The sequence below is a fragment of the Methylomonas aurea genome (assembly GCF_024505045.1).
In the GTDB taxonomy this organism is placed as follows: Bacteria; Pseudomonadota; Gammaproteobacteria; order Methylococcales; family Methylomonadaceae; genus Methylomonas; species Methylomonas aurea.
Map to the genome: position 1 here is coordinate 16,206 of NZ_JANIBM010000006.1, position 16,410 is coordinate 32,615.

Annotated in this window: 10 protein-coding genes; 1 reads left to right on the plus strand and 9 read right to left on the minus strand. The window is 60.7% G+C overall.

Going from position 1 to position 16,410, the window contains the following annotated elements; all coding sequences use genetic code 11:
- Nucleotides 1-3 precede the first annotated feature (3 nt).
- The 9 genes from NP603_RS07155 to glnE form a co-directional block, all read right to left on the minus strand.
- The gene (locus NP603_RS07155) at nt 4-738 is read right to left on the minus strand and encodes an ABC transporter permease subunit (RefSeq protein ID WP_064040430.1); all 735 of its coding nucleotides are present in this window, start codon (nt 736-738) and stop codon (nt 4-6) included.
- Entirely contained in the window at nt 735-1,673 is a 939-nt protein-coding gene (locus NP603_RS07160; protein WP_256610233.1) for an ABC transporter ATP-binding protein, read from the minus strand. The genes NP603_RS07155 and NP603_RS07160 overlap by 4 nt, the downstream gene beginning before the upstream one ends.
- Nucleotides 1,674-1,836: 163 nt before the next feature.
- Entirely contained in the window at nt 1,837-3,459 is a 1,623-nt protein-coding gene (gene groL, locus NP603_RS07165) for a chaperonin GroEL (protein WP_256610234.1), read from the minus strand.
- Nucleotides 3,460-3,519: 60 nt separating this feature from the next.
- Complete coding sequence (locus tag NP603_RS07170; protein WP_256610235.1) at nt 3,520-3,810, minus strand: co-chaperone GroES; 291 nt, start codon at nt 3,808-3,810, stop codon at nt 3,520-3,522.
- Between the two features lie 182 nt (nt 3,811-3,992).
- Nucleotides 3,993-6,740, minus strand: coding sequence for an EAL domain-containing protein (locus NP603_RS07175; protein ID WP_256610236.1), 2,748 nt, complete (start codon nt 6,738-6,740; stop codon nt 3,993-3,995).
- Entirely contained in the window at nt 6,737-9,682 is a 2,946-nt protein-coding gene (locus NP603_RS07180) for a PAS domain S-box protein (protein ID WP_256610237.1), read from the minus strand. Before NP603_RS07180 ends, NP603_RS07175 begins: the two co-directional genes overlap by 4 nt.
- A gap of 3 nt (nt 9,683-9,685) precedes the next feature.
- Nucleotides 9,686-10,291 carry a TOL_0243 family YfiR-like periplasmic protein gene (locus tag NP603_RS07185; RefSeq protein ID WP_256610238.1) on the minus strand — a complete coding sequence of 202 codons (606 nt, stop codon included), beginning with the start codon at nt 10,289-10,291 and terminating at the stop codon, nt 9,686-9,688.
- A gap of 16 nt (nt 10,292-10,307) precedes the next feature.
- A complete protein-coding gene (locus NP603_RS07190; RefSeq protein WP_256610239.1) occupies nt 10,308-12,749 on the minus strand; it encodes a TonB-dependent siderophore receptor in 2,442 nt (813 codons plus the stop codon).
- Between the two features lie 136 nt (nt 12,750-12,885).
- Nucleotides 12,886-15,762, minus strand: a complete 2,877-nt coding sequence (glnE, locus tag NP603_RS07195; RefSeq protein ID WP_256610240.1) for a bifunctional [glutamate--ammonia ligase]-adenylyl-L-tyrosine phosphorylase/[glutamate--ammonia-ligase] adenylyltransferase — start codon at nt 15,760-15,762, stop codon at nt 12,886-12,888.
- A gap of 166 nt (nt 15,763-15,928) precedes the next feature.
- Between glnE and NP603_RS07200 the strand changes: the two genes are divergently transcribed.
- Nucleotides 15,929-16,408, plus strand: a complete 480-nt coding sequence (locus tag NP603_RS07200; RefSeq protein WP_256610241.1) for a hypothetical protein — start codon at nt 15,929-15,931, stop codon at nt 16,406-16,408.
- The last annotated feature ends 2 nt before the right edge of the window (nt 16,409-16,410 follow it).

A 16,410-nucleotide genomic window follows, 5' to 3' on the forward strand; every position in this document is an offset into this window, starting at 1 on the left:
TCCTTAATCGGCCTTTTTCAGATCGATCACCACGGCATTGGCGTACAGCCAAAAACCGATGCTGAAAACAAAATACAACAGGTCGCGCAGGTCGATGACGCCCTTGCTGATGGCGTTGAAATGAGCAAAAAAGCTCAAGCCGGCTATGGCATCGACCAGGCCTTGCGGCGCGATGGCGCGGAACAGGTCCAGCACCAGCGGAAAACCGGCCAGCAACAACAAAAAGCAGACCACGACACTGAGAATGAAGGCCACCGCCTGGCTGCGGCTGGCCGCCGACAAACAGGCGCCGATCGCCAAAAACGCCCCGGCCATCAACAGGCTGCCCAAATAACCGGCGACGATGACGCCGTTGTCCGGCTCGCCCAGCACATTGACGGTAATCCAGATCGGGAAGGTCAAGGCCAGCGCCAAGCCGATGAAGCACCAGGCGGCCAGGAATTTGGCGACCACCGCCTGCCACATCGTCACCGGCAAGGTCAGCAGCAGCTCGATGCTGCCGCTCTTGCGTTCGTCGGCCCACAAGCGCATCGCCACCGCCGGCACCAGGAACAGGTAGAGCCAGGGGTGAAAGCGGAAAAACGGCTCCAGATCGGCTTGGCCGCGCTCGTAAAAACCGCCCAGATAAAAAGTAAAGGCACCGGACAGCAGCAAAAAAATGACGATGAAAACGTAAGCCACCGGCGTTGCGAAATAACTGCGCAGTTCGCGCTGAAAAATGGTCAAGATCGGATTCATGCCCGGCCCTCCACTTGCTGTGCCAGAGTGATGCTGCGGAACACCTCGTCCAGCCGTCCCGCTTCCAATTGCAATTCGCTGACCGCGATTTGCCGACTGCTCAAGGCTTCGCTGACCGCCGCCAGAATCGCTTTGCCGGGTTTGGGGAAGGCGGTCAAGCGGCGGTCTTGCGGATCGATTTCGATGCTGGCGATGTCGGCGATGTCGGCCAGCGCCGTCTTGGCCTGTTCGGGATTTTCGGCGGTTAGCGACACCGCGCGGTGGTAACGCGAGCGCGCTTCCAGTTCGGCCGGCGTGGCGTCGGCCAGCAATTTGCCGCCGGCGATGACGATGGCGCGGTTACAGACCGCATGCACTTCTTCCAGGATGTGGGTGGAGATGACGATGACCTTGTCCTTGGCCATGGCGTTAATCAATTCGCGCACCTGGTGCTTTTGGTTGGGGTCGAGGCCGTCGGTCGGCTCGTCCAGGATCAACACCTTGGGATCGTGCAGAATCGCCTGCGCCAGGCCGACCCGGCGTTTGAAGCCCTTGGACAGGGTATCGATGCTCTGGTCCAGCACGCCTTCCAGTTGCAGGCGGCCGATTACGTCGTCCAGGCGCTGCTTGCGGTAGGCGCCGCTCAGGCCGCGCAGCGCGGCAATGAAATCCAAAAAGCCGCGCGGCGTCATTTCGCCGTAGCTGGGCGCGCCTTCCGGCAAATAGCCCAGCGCCTTTTTGGCTTGCAATGGCTGTTCCTCGACGTCGAAACCACAAACGGTGGCTCTGCCCGAGGTCGGCGCCAGAAAACCGGTCAGCATTTTCATGGTCGTGGATTTGCCGGCGCCATTGGGGCCGAGAAAGCCGAGTACCTGGCCGGGCTCGGCAGTGAAACTGATTTGATCGACGGCGGTAAAGTCGCCGTAGCGTTTGGTAAGGGCGGTGGTGGTAATCATGCTTTCCACCTCGCCTGGCGTGGAAACAGATCGGCGTGCATTGTGGTTTACCTCCTGGTTTTGGTTGTCATTTTTCCGCTGGCGTCGGGCGGCTTGGTCTTTAGCGGATGGCCGGACGCAAAAAAGCCCCGGAATCCCGGGGCAAAGCTTGCAGGTAGGTGTCTTAGTAGTCGTCCATGCCGCCGGCGGGTATTGCCGGTTTGTCCTGTTTCGGCAACTCGGCCACCATAACTTCGGTGGTCAGCATCAAGCCGGCAATCGAGGCGGCGTTTTGCAAGGCGCAGCGGGTGACTTTGGTCGGGTCGAGGATACCCATCGCGATCATGTCGCCATACTCGCCGCTGGCGGCGTTGTAGCCGTAGCTGCCTTCGCCGGCTTGCACCTGGGCCAGCACCACCGAGGCTTCGTCGCCGGCATTGCTGACGATCTGGCGTAGCGGTTCTTCGATGGCACGGCGCAGGATGCCGATACCGACGTTGCGGTCGGCGTTGTCGCCTTTCAGCTCTTTCAAGGCCGCTTGGGCGCGAATCAAGGCCACGCCGCCGCCCGGCACGATGCCTTCCTCGACCGCGGCGCGGGTAGCGTGTAGCGCGTCTTCGACCCGGGCTTTTTTCTCTTTCATTTCCACTTCGGTGGCCGCGCCGACCTTGATTACGGCGACACCGCCGGACAATTTGGCGACGCGTTCCTGCAGTTTTTCCTTGTCGTAACTGGAGCTGGTTTCCTCGATTTGCTTACGCAACTGCTCGACGCGGGCCTTGATGTCGTCGCCACTGCCGGCGCCGTCGACGATGATGGTGTTCTCTTTCGAGACCTGCACTTTCTTGGCGGTGCCCAGTTGTTCCAACTCGGCTTTTTCCAGGCTGAAGCCCAGTTCCTCGGTAATCACCGTGCCGCCGGTCAGAATCGCCATGTCTTCCAGCATGGCTTTGCGGCGGTCGCCGAAGCCGGGCGCCTTGACCGCGCAGACTTTCAAAATGCCGCGCAAGGTATTGACCACCAGCGTCGCCAGCGCTTCGCCTTCCACGTCTTCGGCGACGATCAGCAACGAGCGGCCGGATTTGGAGACTTTTTCCAACAGCGGAATCAGGTCGCGGATATTCGATATTTTCTTGTCGTGCAGCAGGATGTAGGGGTTGTCCAGCTCGGCGGTCATGCCTTCCTTCTGGTTCGCAAAGTAGGGCGAAATGTAACCGCGGTCGAACTGCATGCCTTCCACCACGTCCAGCTCGTTCTGCATGCTGGAACCTTCCTCGACGGTGATCACGCCTTCCTTGCCGACCTTGTCCATCGCGTCGGCGATGATTTGGCCGATGGCATCGTCCGAGTTGGCGGAAATGGTGCCGACCTGGGCGATGGCCTTGCTGTCGGTGCAGGGCTTGGACAGTTTTTTCAATTCCTCGACTGCGACACTCACAGCCTGGTCGATGCCGCGCTTGATGTCCATCGGATTGGCGCCGGCCGATACCGACTTCAAGCCTTCGCGGACAATGGCTTGCGCCAGCACGGTGGCGGTGGTGGTGCCGTCGCCGGCGACGTCGGAGGTCTTAGACGACACTTCCTTGACCATTTGCGCGCCCATGTTCTCGAACTTGCCTTTCAGTTCGATTTCCTTGGCGACGGATACGCCGTCCTTGGTCACGGTCGGCGCGCCGAAACTGCGCTCCAGCACCACGTTGCGGCCTTTAGGGCCCAAGGTTTGCTTGACGGCATCTGCCAGAACATTGACCCCCGCCAGCATGCGGTGGCGGGCTTCGTCGGCAAATAACACTTCTTTTGCAGCCATAAATGCTTTTCCTCCAAAAACACTTAAATCAGGATTTCAAAAAAGAATTCGCTTGGAACATCAGGCTTCCAAGACGCCGAGGATTTCGTCCTCGCGCACCACGACGTGTTCGACGCCGCCGACCTTCACTTCGTTGCCGGCGTATTTGCCGATCAACACCTTGTCGCCGGCTTTGACTGCCAGCGGCCGCAGCTCGCCGTTATCCAGCGGCTTGCCGGCGCCGACCGCGATCACTTCGGCTGTGATGGGTTTTTCTTTGGCGTTGTCCGGAATAACGATGCCGCCGGGCGAGGTAGTCTCGCTTTCCAGGCGTTTGACGACGACGCGGTCGTATAAAGGACGTATGCTCATCAGCTTATGCCTCCTTGATAATCAACGTAAAACACAAAGACTCAACGCTGCTTGCCAGCGTTGCAGGCGTGAGTATGGGCGGCCGTTTTATTTTTCAAGTGCTGCTGATATGCGCAGCCGGAGCGGAGGGGTACAAGTTTGCGGCGAACCGCCGCAGCGCGGAAACCCGGCCGCAGCCGAGCTTACTGCGCGGTGGCGGCGTGGATGCCGTCGTCCGGCCGTTTTGCGGCAACGGCTTCCAGCCTGGCCTGGAATTGTTCCAGCGGCAGCGGCCGGCCGAACAGGAAGCCCTGGTAGAAATTACAGCCGTGGGCTTGCAGGAAGGCGAACTGTTCTTCGGATTCGACGCCTTCGGCCAAGCTTTCGATACCCAAATTGTCGGCCATGCCGATGATGGTTTGGATGATGACCGCATCGTTTTGGGTCACGCCCAGGTTATGCACGAAGGAACGGTCGATTTTTAACTGGTCGAACGGCAGTTTGGTCAGGTAGTACAGCGACGAATAACCGGTGCCGAAATCGTCCATCGAAAAGCGCACGCCGCTTTCTCTCAGTTGTTGCATTTTGAGGATGGTGTCGTCGATATCGTCCAATACCAGGCTTTCGGTCAGTTCCAGTTTCAGGCGGCTGGGGCAAAGCCCGTGGCGTTCCAGGCAACGGCGGACCTGGTCGACGAAATCGGCCTGGCGGAATTGCGGCGCGCTGACGTTGACCGCAAGCTGCAAGCTGTCCAAGCCGGGCTGGCTTTCCCAGAGCTTCAGTTGAGAGCAAGCGGTTTCGACCACCCAATCGCCGATCGGCACGATCAGCCCGGTTTCCTCGGCCAGCGGGATGAATTCCGCCGGCGGCACCAGGCCGCGTTGCGGATGCCGCCAACGGATCAAGACTTCGGCGCCGATGGTGCGGCCGCCTTGGTCGACTTGCGGTTGGTAATACAAGACGAAACCGTTTTCTTCCAGCGCCCGGCGCAGATCGCCTTCCAGTGCGGCCTTGGCTTCCAGCGCCAACTGCATCGCCGGGTCGTAGAATTGCATCCCGTTGCGGCCGCTGCGTTTGGCCTGGTATAGCGCGGTATCGATGCATTTCAGCAACTCTTCCACCGTGGTATCCGGCTGGCGGAACAAGCCGATGCCCATGCTGGCCGAGCAATGGTACTCGTAGCCTTGCAGCGGATAAGGCCGGCCGATGGCGGCCAGGATTTTACCGCCGACCATTTTGGTCTGCGCCGAGGCTTGGGCGGCATCGCCGTGCAGGCCGTTCAAAATCACGACGAACTCGTCGCCACCCAGTCTGGCTACGGTGTCGCCTTCGCGCACGCAGGCTTCCAGGCGGCGGGCTACTTCGACCAGCAGCAGATCGCCCTGGTTATGGCCTTTGGTATCGTTCAAAGCCTTGAAATTGTCCAGGTCGATAAACAGTGCGGCGCCGTGGCTGGCGGCGCGGGCGTTGGCGACGATGGCCTGGTGCAGACGGTCGTAGAGCAGGCGGCGGTTGGGCAAGCCGGTCAGCGGGTCGTAAAACGCCAAGCGTTCGATTTCGGCTTCGGCTTGTTTCTGGGCGCGGGAGCGGCTGAAGTTGTCCAGCGCGATATCGATGTCCGTCGCCATTTCCAGCAACAGGTCGCGGGCGTCGCTGTCGAATGCGTTGACTTCGTCGGCATACAATACGAATACGCCAACGACCGCGCCGTCCTGGTGCAACGGCAGCGAGGCCGAGGCTTGCCAGCCGGCCCGCAGCGCTTGCGGCCGCCACGGCAGCGTCAGCGGATCGTTTTGAAAATCCTGGCACCAATAAGGCCGTCGCTCGCGAATGGCGACGCTGGTCGGGCTGCGGCTGAAGGCGCTGCCGGCGGCCAAGGCCATGTCGATGGTTTGCAGTTCTTCGGCGCCTTCGCCGAAACTGGCGCACGGTCGCAGCACGCGCCCAGCGCCAGCCAGCAGACCGACCCAGGCCATTTTCATGCCGCCGAACTCCACTGCGGCCTGGCACACCCTGAGAAACAGATCGGCTTCGCTGCTGCATTGGACGATGGCTTTGTTGCAACGGCTCAGCGCGGCATACAGTTGCATATGACGTTGGATTTTGGCTTGTGCGGCCCGGCGTTCGCTGATGTCGCGGGCAATGCCCAGCACGCCGATCAAGTTACCGCTATTGTCGCGGACCGGCGTCTTCAGGGTTTCGAACAGCCCCCGGTAGCCGTTGTCGGCGAACTCCAGCCATTCCTCGTTGGCGCAAACCTTGCCGGCCTGTACGGCCTTGAGGTCGTTCTGCCGGAAAAAGTCGGCCAGTTCCACTGAGACGAAGTCGCGGTCGGTTTTGCCGACGATCTCGGCCTCGCGGGCACCGTACAGGCGTTCGAATTGGCGATTGCAGGCCAAATAGACGCCGTTCGGGTCTTTCAGCCAGACCAAGTCCGGAATGGTGTCCAGCAGGGTACGTAAGTGAGTGTGGGCGGAAACGTAATCGTCCAGCGTGGTTCTGAGTTTTTGCTCGCTCTGGCGCAGTTGGCTGCTGCGTTCCGCTACCGCCTCTTCCAGCCGATTGCGCAGGCGTTCGATTTCAAGGTGGGTTCGCACCCGCGCCAGCAATTCTTCGCGCTGGTAGGGTTTGGATACATAATCCACGGCGCCTAATTGGAAGCCCTGCACCTTTTCTTCGGTATCCGACAGCGTGCTGACGAAGATGACCGGCACCTGACGTGTGGCCGGATGCGCTTTCAGCCGGCGGCAGACCTCGAAGCCGTCGATGCCGGGCATCATGATGTCGAGCAGCACCAGGTCCGGCGGATTGTCGATTGCCGACTCCAGCGCCAACTCGCCGTCGATAGCGGAACGCACCTCGTAGTCCTCGGCCCTGAGCAGTTCGGACAGCAGCTTCAGCGATGCCGGCGTGTCGTCGACGACGAGAATTTTAGGTTTGCCGCTGGTCATGTCGAATCGCCTCGGTTGGCTCGCAACGCTTTTAATATCGCCGGATAGTTGTAATTTTCTGCCAGCAGCGCCAGTGCCGCCGCCAGTTGCGTATCGTAAGCCCCTACCCGGCCGATGGTATCGGCGATGCGGTCGGCGTCCAGGCTTTTCAATGCATGTTCCAGGTCGCTGCACATTTCTGCCGGCAGCGTGGCCAGGCGGTCCGCCGTCACCACCGGCATTGCCGGGGTTGGCGCGTCGGAATATAGGTAACGTACCCCCAATTGCCGGGCCAGGCAATCGTAGATTTCGGCCGGGCGGTAGGGTTTGCCGATGAATTCGTCCATGCCGGCCGCCAGGATCTCGTCGCGCTGTTCGGCAAACGCGGAAGCCGAGACACCGACGATTTTCACCGCATCGCCGCCCGGCAACGCCCGAATCGTTTGTGCGGCTTGCAGGCCGTCCATCACCGGCATTTGCCGGTCCATCCAGATCAAATGCGGCCGCCAGCTTTGGAACAGTTCCACGCCGTCGCGGCCGTTTTCGGCCAATTTGATCCGGAAGCCGACCGTTTCCAGCAGCCAGGACAGCAACAGTTGATTATCGACTTGGTCTTCCACGATCAGAATCCGGTATTCCGGCTGGCCCGGCGCCAGCGCCAGCACTTCGCGTTCCGCCGCCGCAGTATGTGGAACGAAGCCAGCGGGGGATTCCGCGATCCGCAACGGCAGTTCGACCCGGAATAGCGAACCCTTACCCACTGCGCTTTCTACACCGATGCTGCCGTTCATCAATTGCACGAATTGGCGGGTGATGCTCAAACCCAGGCCGGTACCCTTGCCGTCGGCGTCGTCGCCGATTTGGACAAAGGGCTCGAAGATACGTTGCCGGTCCGTTTCGGCGATGCCGGGGCCGGTGTCCTCGACCTCTATCAACAGATGCGAGGTGGCGTTGTGTTTGCTGCGCAAGCGCACCGTGACGCCGCCGCTGCGGGTGAATTTTAGCGCGTTGCCGACCAGATTGATCAGCACTTGCCGCAAGCGGTCCCGGTCGCCGACGATGAAGCGCGGGAACTCCGATGCCGGGTCCAGCGCCAGGTTCAGCCCTTTTTCGGCGGCGCGCGCCTGTACCATGTCCAGCACGTCACCGACCATTTCCTGCAGGTCGAACGCCGCATCCGCCAACTGCACCCGGCCGGACTCGATTTTAGCCATTTCCAGCACTTGGTTGATCAGATTCAACAGATGTTCGCCGCTGCGGTTGATGATGTCCAGGTTGCGGCGGTCGTTGTCGGCCAGTTGCGGACTTTTGTGCATCAAGCTGGAGAAGCCGAGGATGGCGTTTAACGGCGTGCGCAGTTCGTGGCTCATGTTGGCCAGGAATACGCTTTTGGCTTTATTGGCGGTTTCCGCGGCGTCGCGCGCGAATTGTAATTCCTCGGTGCGGCGTTGGACGGTTTCTTCCAGCCGGTCGCGGTAATGGCGCAATTCTTCCTCGGTCTGCTTGCGCTGGCTGATGTCGCGGCAGATCGCCAAATTGTATATTTTGCCGTCGAATTCGAAAACGTTGCCGGTGATTTCCACCGGAAACACTCGGCCGTGGCGGGTGCAATGCATGGATTCGAACTGAATTTGCCGGCGTTCCAACAGCTGCGGCCAGAATTCTCGCCACTTTTCCGGCGACCAAGTCGGATCGATGTCGAATACGCTCATGCCGCCGGTCAGCTCGGCGCGGCTGTAGCCCAGGGTATGGGCCCCGCTCTGGTTGACGTACAAAAAGCGCGGATCGTTTTCGCCCATCAGCAAGATGGTTTCCCGGACCTTATCCAGCGCGAAGCTCAACAATTGCAAACGCTGTTGGGTTTGTTTGCGTTCCGACAGGTCGTAGAACAGGCCGAGGAAGCCGCCGATCCGGCCATCCTCGTCGCGCAAAGCGGTTACCGACAGGTTTACCGGCAGCCGAGTGCCGTCCCGGCGAATGAAACTCCATTCGCGCTGTTCGGCCTGGTTGCGCTGCGCCCGTGCCGTGAATACGCTGAAGCCCGGCGCGATGGTTTCGCCGAATTCGGCCGACAGCTTCCGGGCATACAGCGCCACTTCTTCTGCATCGTGCCATAGCGCAGGCGTCTGCCGGCCGACCACGTCGGCGGCGGCATAACCCAATAAGCGTTCCGCGGCCGGGTTGAAACTGGTGACGACGCCGTCGCGGCTGGTCGAGACGATGCCGTGGGCAGCGTTGTCTAGGATCGTGCGTTGGAACAGGCTGAGCCGGTGCAATGTGTCGTCGCGTTGTTGAACTGCGGCCATCATCGCATTGAAATTGCGACCGAGTTGAGCCAACTCGTCGTGACCTTCGGCTGGTACCCGATGCCGGTAGTCAGCCTTAGTTCTTACTCGCTCGGTGGCCTCGGTCAAGGCCGCGATCGGTTTGGCTACCGTACGCCGCAACACCAGCAATTGGCTCCAGGTCGCGCCCATCAGGATCAGCACGCCGGCGCCGAATAGCCACAAGATGTGTTGCGTCTGTCGCTGCAGTTGTTCCAGGCTCATGCTCAGGTGCAGACGGGCACCGCGGGGTAGGGTCTGCAGCCAGTCGGCGTGGGCCGCGGCCAGATAGATACCGTCGATGCTGCCGGCTAGGCCGGGCGGATCGACGTCGGTGGCCTCGCCGATCCGGGCCAGCAGCCTGCCGTCGCCGAGCACGATGTCGGCCCCGAGCAGTTGCGGATTGCCTTTCAGCGTATCCAGGATTTCCTGGGCGCGTTGGCCGTCTTCGAAAGCCACGGCGGTGTCGGTTCCGACCGCAACCAGTTGGGCGTAAGGTTCAATGATTTGGCGGACCCGCTGTTCCAGCGTCAGGTTCTGGTAAATCAATAAGCCGCTACCCATCAACACGAAAGTCAACGCGGCCGATCCCCACAATACCAATGACAACCGACGGTGGATGTCCAGACGCATCGCCATCGCTTACCTCATCTGGCGCAATGCGCCGTTGAACAGGACGCCGTTGGAAACCTCCAGCATCTTGGTTTGTATGGTCAGCGAAACGGCCCTTGCCTGATCCAGATTGATGTTCATACTCACCCGCTCGTCGACGACGAAACTTATGACGCCGCCTTCGGCCAGAAATTCCGGCGCGTCGCCGACGGTCAGCACCGGTTTGTTACGCAGCTCGGCCAGAGCGTCGCGCCGTTGCGAAGCCTCGGTGTAGGCGATATAGACCAAATGGCAAAGCGGCAAATCGGCGAGCGTTTCCGCACGAACGATGCGGAAGCCGCGCCCCTGCTCGGTACGGCCGCGCAACGTATCGTCCAAGATCTCGCCGAACGGGTCGGGGCCGAGAATGCCGACGCACCAGGGTGAGCCGCTGTCCGGCAACGCCTGGGGCGGCCAACCGACATAATGGGCGAAATTGCGCAGGAAAGCGGCTTTGACCCGGTAGGGGTTTTCCTGGGTAGAGGCCGGCGGCGGCGCTAACGCGAACACTAGCGACGCCAGCAGCTCTAACGCCCGGCGCCGGCAAAAGCGGCGCAGGCTCGAGCCGGTGCCTGGAAATCTGATGCCGTTTCGCATGCCTGTGCCGCTGCGGTCAGTATTTAACCGAAAAGTTGATCATCAACTCTTGCGGCCGGCCGCGGCTGCTCTGCGACGGTCGGTAGCGTTCGTCGAGCAGATTCTTGCCGATCAGGTCGATGCTGATGCTGTGGCCGCCGGCTTGCCAGGTGTAACCGACTAGCGCATTGACCAGCGCATAGCTTTGGTAGGCCGAACTCGGCGTGTCCGGTAACAAGGTTTGGTCGAACACCAAGTTGACGCCACCGCCGATATGCAGCCCTTGCAGCGGGCCGGCGTCGAAATCGTAGCGGGTCCACAGATTGGCCAGATGCGGCGCGCTCATCTGCAATGGCGCATTGTGAAAGCGCAACGCGTTCTTGTAGTAGGCGCGACCGGTCGCGTCCAGCGTATTCGGATCCTGGGCCAGGATGGCGGCGTCGTTGCCGGTGAATTCGGTAATTTTGGCATCCATGAAGCTGTAGGACAGGTACAACTGCCAGTTGTCGGCCAGCCTGGCCGTGGCGTCCCATTCGATACCGCGCGAGCGCTGCTTGCCGGTGGGGACGCCGTAGATGGTCGTGATACCCAAGCCGTCGGTCACGGCCAGGTCGTTGACGATGTTTTTGTTTTCGATGTCGAAGAAGGTGAGTGTGCTCGACAGGCGGCCGTCGAACAGTTCTGCTTTCAGGCCGATGTCCACCCCGCGGCCCTCGCTCGGCTCGGGGATGCCGCGGCTGCCGTCCAGATTGTTGACAAAAAACGTGGCAGGGACGAAGGATTCGGCATAGGTGGCGAAGGCGGTCCATTCCGGCGTGATTTTGTAGAGCAGGCCGTACTGGGGCGTGACTCGGCTGACGCTGGTTTGCGGTTGGGCGACGTTGGTCAGGCCGTCGGTGACTTGGCTGGTCGTAGAAGTCCAGCGCCAGCCGGCCAGTGCCAGCAAGCGGTCGCCGAACAGGCCCAGTGTGGTACCGCCGTACACCGATTTGTCGACTGCGCCGACGTCCTGGTTGAAGCTGCCGGCGGTCAAGGCCGCTAGCGGAATCGCGGTATTGCGGTTCCAGGTCGCCGGGTTGCCCAAGTCCCACCGCGGCAGCGGCGAGCCGATCGGATTGTTGCCCAAGGCCGGATCGTTCGGCGCCTGGCCGGCATTACGGTGGAAATTGCGGTCGACATACTGGCCGCCGAGCAATAAGCGCAGGCTGGCGAAACCCAGATCGTATTTACCGACGCCCTGAATTTCGATGGTATCGTCGCGATTGGTATAGTTCTGGAACCGAACCCGCCGGCCTTGCATTAGCGTGGCGTTGTTGGACATGCCCAGGTTGCCGCTGAACAAGGCCTCGATATCGTATTCCAGATGCGAATAGCCTGCGCGCAGATTCCAGTGTTCGTCGGCTTTGACGTCGATCCAACTGCTGAAATTGTTGGTTTTGCTGTGACGGAAGTCGCTATAGGCCATGCTGTTCCAGGTATCCGCCAGCCCCGGCACGTCGACGCCGGACAGGTTGGGGTCTGCAGTGCTGGGGACCAATCCTGCCCAGGTGTTATAGCCCGGTTTTTGCATCAATTGCGGTTCTTCGATCTTTTCGAAGTGTTCGAATTTCAGCGATACGCTGAGCCGGTCGCTGGGTTGCCAGAGCAGGGATGGCGATATGTTCCAGGAATGGGCGTCGTAAGCGTCCCAGTAATGCATGTCCTGGTCGTAGGACGCCGCCAAGCGGTAGGCCAGCGTGGCGGAGGCCGGGCCGGTGACGTCGGCATCGAAGCGGTATTCGCCGTAAGAGCCGTAGCGAGCGTCGGCGCTGGCGGCAAACCGGCGCTGCGGTTGTTTGGTGATGACGTTGACGATGCCGCCCGGCGCGACCTGGCCGTATAAAAACGAGGCCGGGCCTTTAACGACCTCGACTCTGGCGATGTTGGTGAAGTCGAAAATCGAGGGGCCGTGCACGCCGTCGCGCAGGATCTGGATATTGCCGCCGGCTAGCGAGCCCACGGTAAAGCCGCGGATGGCCAGATTGGCATTGCCTTCGTTGAAATCGTTGCTGCGGTAAGTGACGCCGGGCGAATAGCGGGCGATATCGAAAATGTCGCGCGGTTTCTGGTCGGCAATGAACGACTCGGTGAAGGCCTGCACCGCGAACGGCAGCTCGCGGATCGGCGAATCGAAACGGGAGCCGGATACCGAGTTGGAGGCGCTGTAACCGCGGTCGAGTTGGCTGGACACTTCGAACGGCGACACCTTGACTCCGACCAGTTCGTCGATATCCATGTCGGCGACCGCTTTGCCTGCGCCTGCGGCAGCCGATTCACCAGCCGTTTCGGCAAGCGGTTGTGCGGGCTCTAATGTGCCCAGCGGGCTACCGGTGTGTTGCGCTACGCCCGCCGCCGCGGCGATAGGCTGCTCGGCGCCGAGCGCCAAACCGGCCGCGACTGCGGCTAGCCCGCCGAATTCGGGCCAACGTCGTTTCATCATCAGGCCTCCCGAATAGGGGTTGATCTGGGGTGCCGTCCGGATTGGCCGAGATGGGATTCCGCCCGCTGACCGCATCGGCGAGCCGGTTGCGGGAGAATAGTAGCACGCACCCGGCTTGGGGATTGCAGCTAAGCTATCACTGCATATAGCGGCGCCACAGCCGCTCGACTTCGCCGCGCAATTCGGCAAATTCGCTGCCGTCTGCGGTGGCGCTGAGCCCTTGCAACACTTGGTGGTGGCCGAAATCGCGGTAAGCGCAGTAGGCCTGCTTCAGCAACTCTGCGTCGGCGGCCGGCATCAAACCGTGCTGTTGCAGGCCTTGCAAAAGGCGTACGTTGTCGGTGTAGGTGGCAAGGTCAGGATAGTGTGCGGCGCCGGCCAGAATCGAGTATTGGACGATGAACTCGATGTCGGCGATGCCGCCAGCGCTGTGTTTCAGGTCGAATACCGCCGGGTCTTTCGGCGCCAGATTGTCGCGCATCTTTTCCCGCATTTCCCGCACTTGGGTCCTCAATTCGGCCGGATCGCGCGGCAGCGCCAGAACCCGGGCCCGAATCGCTTCGTAATCGGCTTGCAAATGCTTGTCGCCGGCGACGAAACGGCCGCGCACCAGGGCCTGGTGTTCCCAGGTCCAGGCTTGGTCCCGCAGATAGGCTTCATAATGGCCGATATGGGTCACGAGCAAACCGGAATCGCCATTCGGCCGCAGGCGCAGGTCGGCCTCGTACAATACGCCGGACAGCATCTTGGTATCCAGGATATGGCGGATTTTCTGGCCCAGCCGCAAATAGAACTGGGCCGTGCCGATCGGCTTTTCGCCGTCGGTGGCGGCGTTACCGTCGGCGCAATCGTACAGAAACACCAGGTCCAGGTCGGAGCCGTAACCGAGCTCGATGCCGCCGAATTTGCCGAACGCGATGACGGCGAAAGCGGCCGGACCCGGGCCGGTGCCGGGCGGGCAGCCGTGCTTGGCGGCCAGCATGTGCCAGGCCCGTTCCAGTACCTGCTCCAGAATCGCTTCGGCGATCCAGGTCAGATAGTCGCTGACGATCATCACCGGAATCGCGCCCATGATGTCGGCGGCGGCGACTCGCAACACATTCAGGTGTTTGAACTGGCGCAGCGCAATCATCAACTGTTCGCCGTCCTGCTGGTCGACTTTATTCAGCGCCCGCTGCAAGTCTTCGCGCAGGGCCTGTTTCTGCAACGGCTCGTACAGCGAGCGGGTGTCCAGCAGTTCGTCGAACAAGATCGGATACTGCGCCAGATACTCGCAGATCCAGGGACTGGCCGCGGCCAGCGTGATCAGTTGTTGTAAGGCATCGGGGTTTTCCGCCAGCAAGGCCAGATAGACGTTACGGCCGGATACGGCTTCGAACAGTTGCAAGATGCGCAGCAAGGTGGTGTCGGCGTGCTCGCTGCCGGCAACCTGTTCGATCAGCTTCGGCATCAGCCGGTCCAGCACGGCGGCGCCTTTGGCGGTCATGCGTTTTACCGCGTGGGATTCCTTAAAATCGGCGACGGCTTTTTGCATGGCCAGCGGGTTGGCGAAACCGTAATCTGCCAGCGCCTCCAGCGCCTGTTCGTCGTCGGCTCCGGCGGTCCAGACCAGGCGCGCGCTTTGCCGCTTGTTGTCCTGTTCGCTGAGCGAAAACACCTGTTCGAAAATTTCGTGGACCGAGGCGCGCACCCGATCCAGTTCCTGCTTGAATTCGTGCCAGTCGGCGAAATCCAGCGAATAGGCCAGCAGCAATTGCGCTCGCGGTTCGCTGGGCAAATCGTGGGTTTGCTTGTCCTGATATTCCTGGATGTGGTTTTCCACCCGCCGCAGAAAGCGGTAGCCGAACTTCAGCGTAGCGACGTCGTCGTCGCGCATCAATTGCAACTCGCGCAGCACGTCCAATACGGTCTGAATTTCCCGTTGCTGCAGCGCGGCCTCCTGGCCGCCGCGGATCAGTTGGAAGGCCTGGCCGATAAACTCCACCTCGCGGATACCGCCGGGGCCGAGCTTGACGTTTTCCATCCGGTCTTTGCGCCGCAACTCCTGTGTGATCTGGAATTTCAGCGAACGCAATTCTTCGAAGGCACCGTAGTCCAGATAACGCCGGTAAACGAAGGGTTTGATCATCGCCGCCAGTTGCTTGCCACTGACGAAATCGCCCGCCACTTGGCGCGCCTTGATCATCGCGTAGCGTTCCCATTCCCGGGCCTGCGTCAGGTAATACTGCTCCATGCCGTCGAAGTTCATGATCAACGGGCCGCTGTCGCCGAACGGCCGCAGCCTGACGTCGGTGCGGAACACGAAACCGTCCACGGTGATTTCGTCCAGCATTTTCACCAGCGAGCGGCACAGGCGGGTGAAAAATTCCTCGTAGCTGATTTCTTTTTTGCCGTTCAGCACGCCGTCCTCGGCGTAGGCGAAAATCAGATCGATGTCGGACGAGTAATTCAGCTCCCAGGCGCCGAGTTTGCCCATGCCGAGCACGACGATATTGAACGGGGTGGTGTCGGCCAGCGTCGGCGTGCCCCAGCGCTGGCAGGCCTGACGGTATAAAAAATCCAACGCGGTCTGGATGCAGGTTTCCGCTAGTGCGGTCAGGTCGGCCAGGGTTTCGTCCAGATCGGACCAGCCGGCCAGATCGCGCCAGGCGATTCTGACCATTTCCCTGCGGCGGAACTGCCGCAGCGCGCTGGCCAAGGCCGGTTCGGCGTCGGCGGCCGCGACGCTGGCGGCTAATGCGTCCGGATAATCCTGGCGACGCAGTGGTGCGAACAGATCGCCCGAGCCGACCAGCTCCGGCAGCAGGCCGGGATGGCGCAGCCAGTTGTCGCTGATGAACTGGCTGCAGGCGCATACCTTCAATATCGAGGCACGGAAGCGTTCGTCGTCGAATGCCGCCAGATGTTCGGGGGTAGAAACCTCGGCCAGTCTGGCGCAAAAATCGCCGGCCCAGGCTTGCAATTCATCGGGTAAGTGCGCCGAATGCTGCGACAACGAATCGAAAAGCGTCATAGGCCGGTTCCTGTAGTTGTAAACGGAAGGGCATGATACCTAAACTGCCGAGGTCTGAATAACAATATCCACACGATGATTAAGGCATGCTTCCGCAGCGTTTTCCCGGCATACTGGCATTGATGCTTTAAGCTCGCACGCAGCCAGCCCAAAGGGGGCTATCACTATGAAAAAAATTTACCCAATACTCGTTTTATTCTCGGCAGCGGTAGCCTGTTCGGCGCCGGAGCAACAAAACCTGAATAGCCCAGGCGGCTGGAGCCAAACCGGAACGCCGGCACTGCATGCGGTGCGCGACGGCAAATTGCGCGAACTGATGGACCGAATGGACAGCCTGATGCATGAGCGGTTTATGACGGAGACGCAAATCGATGCGGAACGGCGCAAGTACGCGCGGCAGATTGCCGAGACTGCGCAAAGCCTGTCGGCGAACGTCGACACCATCATCGCCAGCCTACCCGGTCTGAACCTGACCGCGGACGAACAAATTGCGTTTCGCGCGTTGGCGGCAAAGCTGCGTAGCGAAATGGGCTTGTTGCAACGCCAAGCCGAATCAAACCGTATCGATCAAATCAGCGACAACCTGCATGAAATCAACACGACTTGCACCGCATGCCACGCTTTGTTTCGAAAATTGGAGGATTAGGG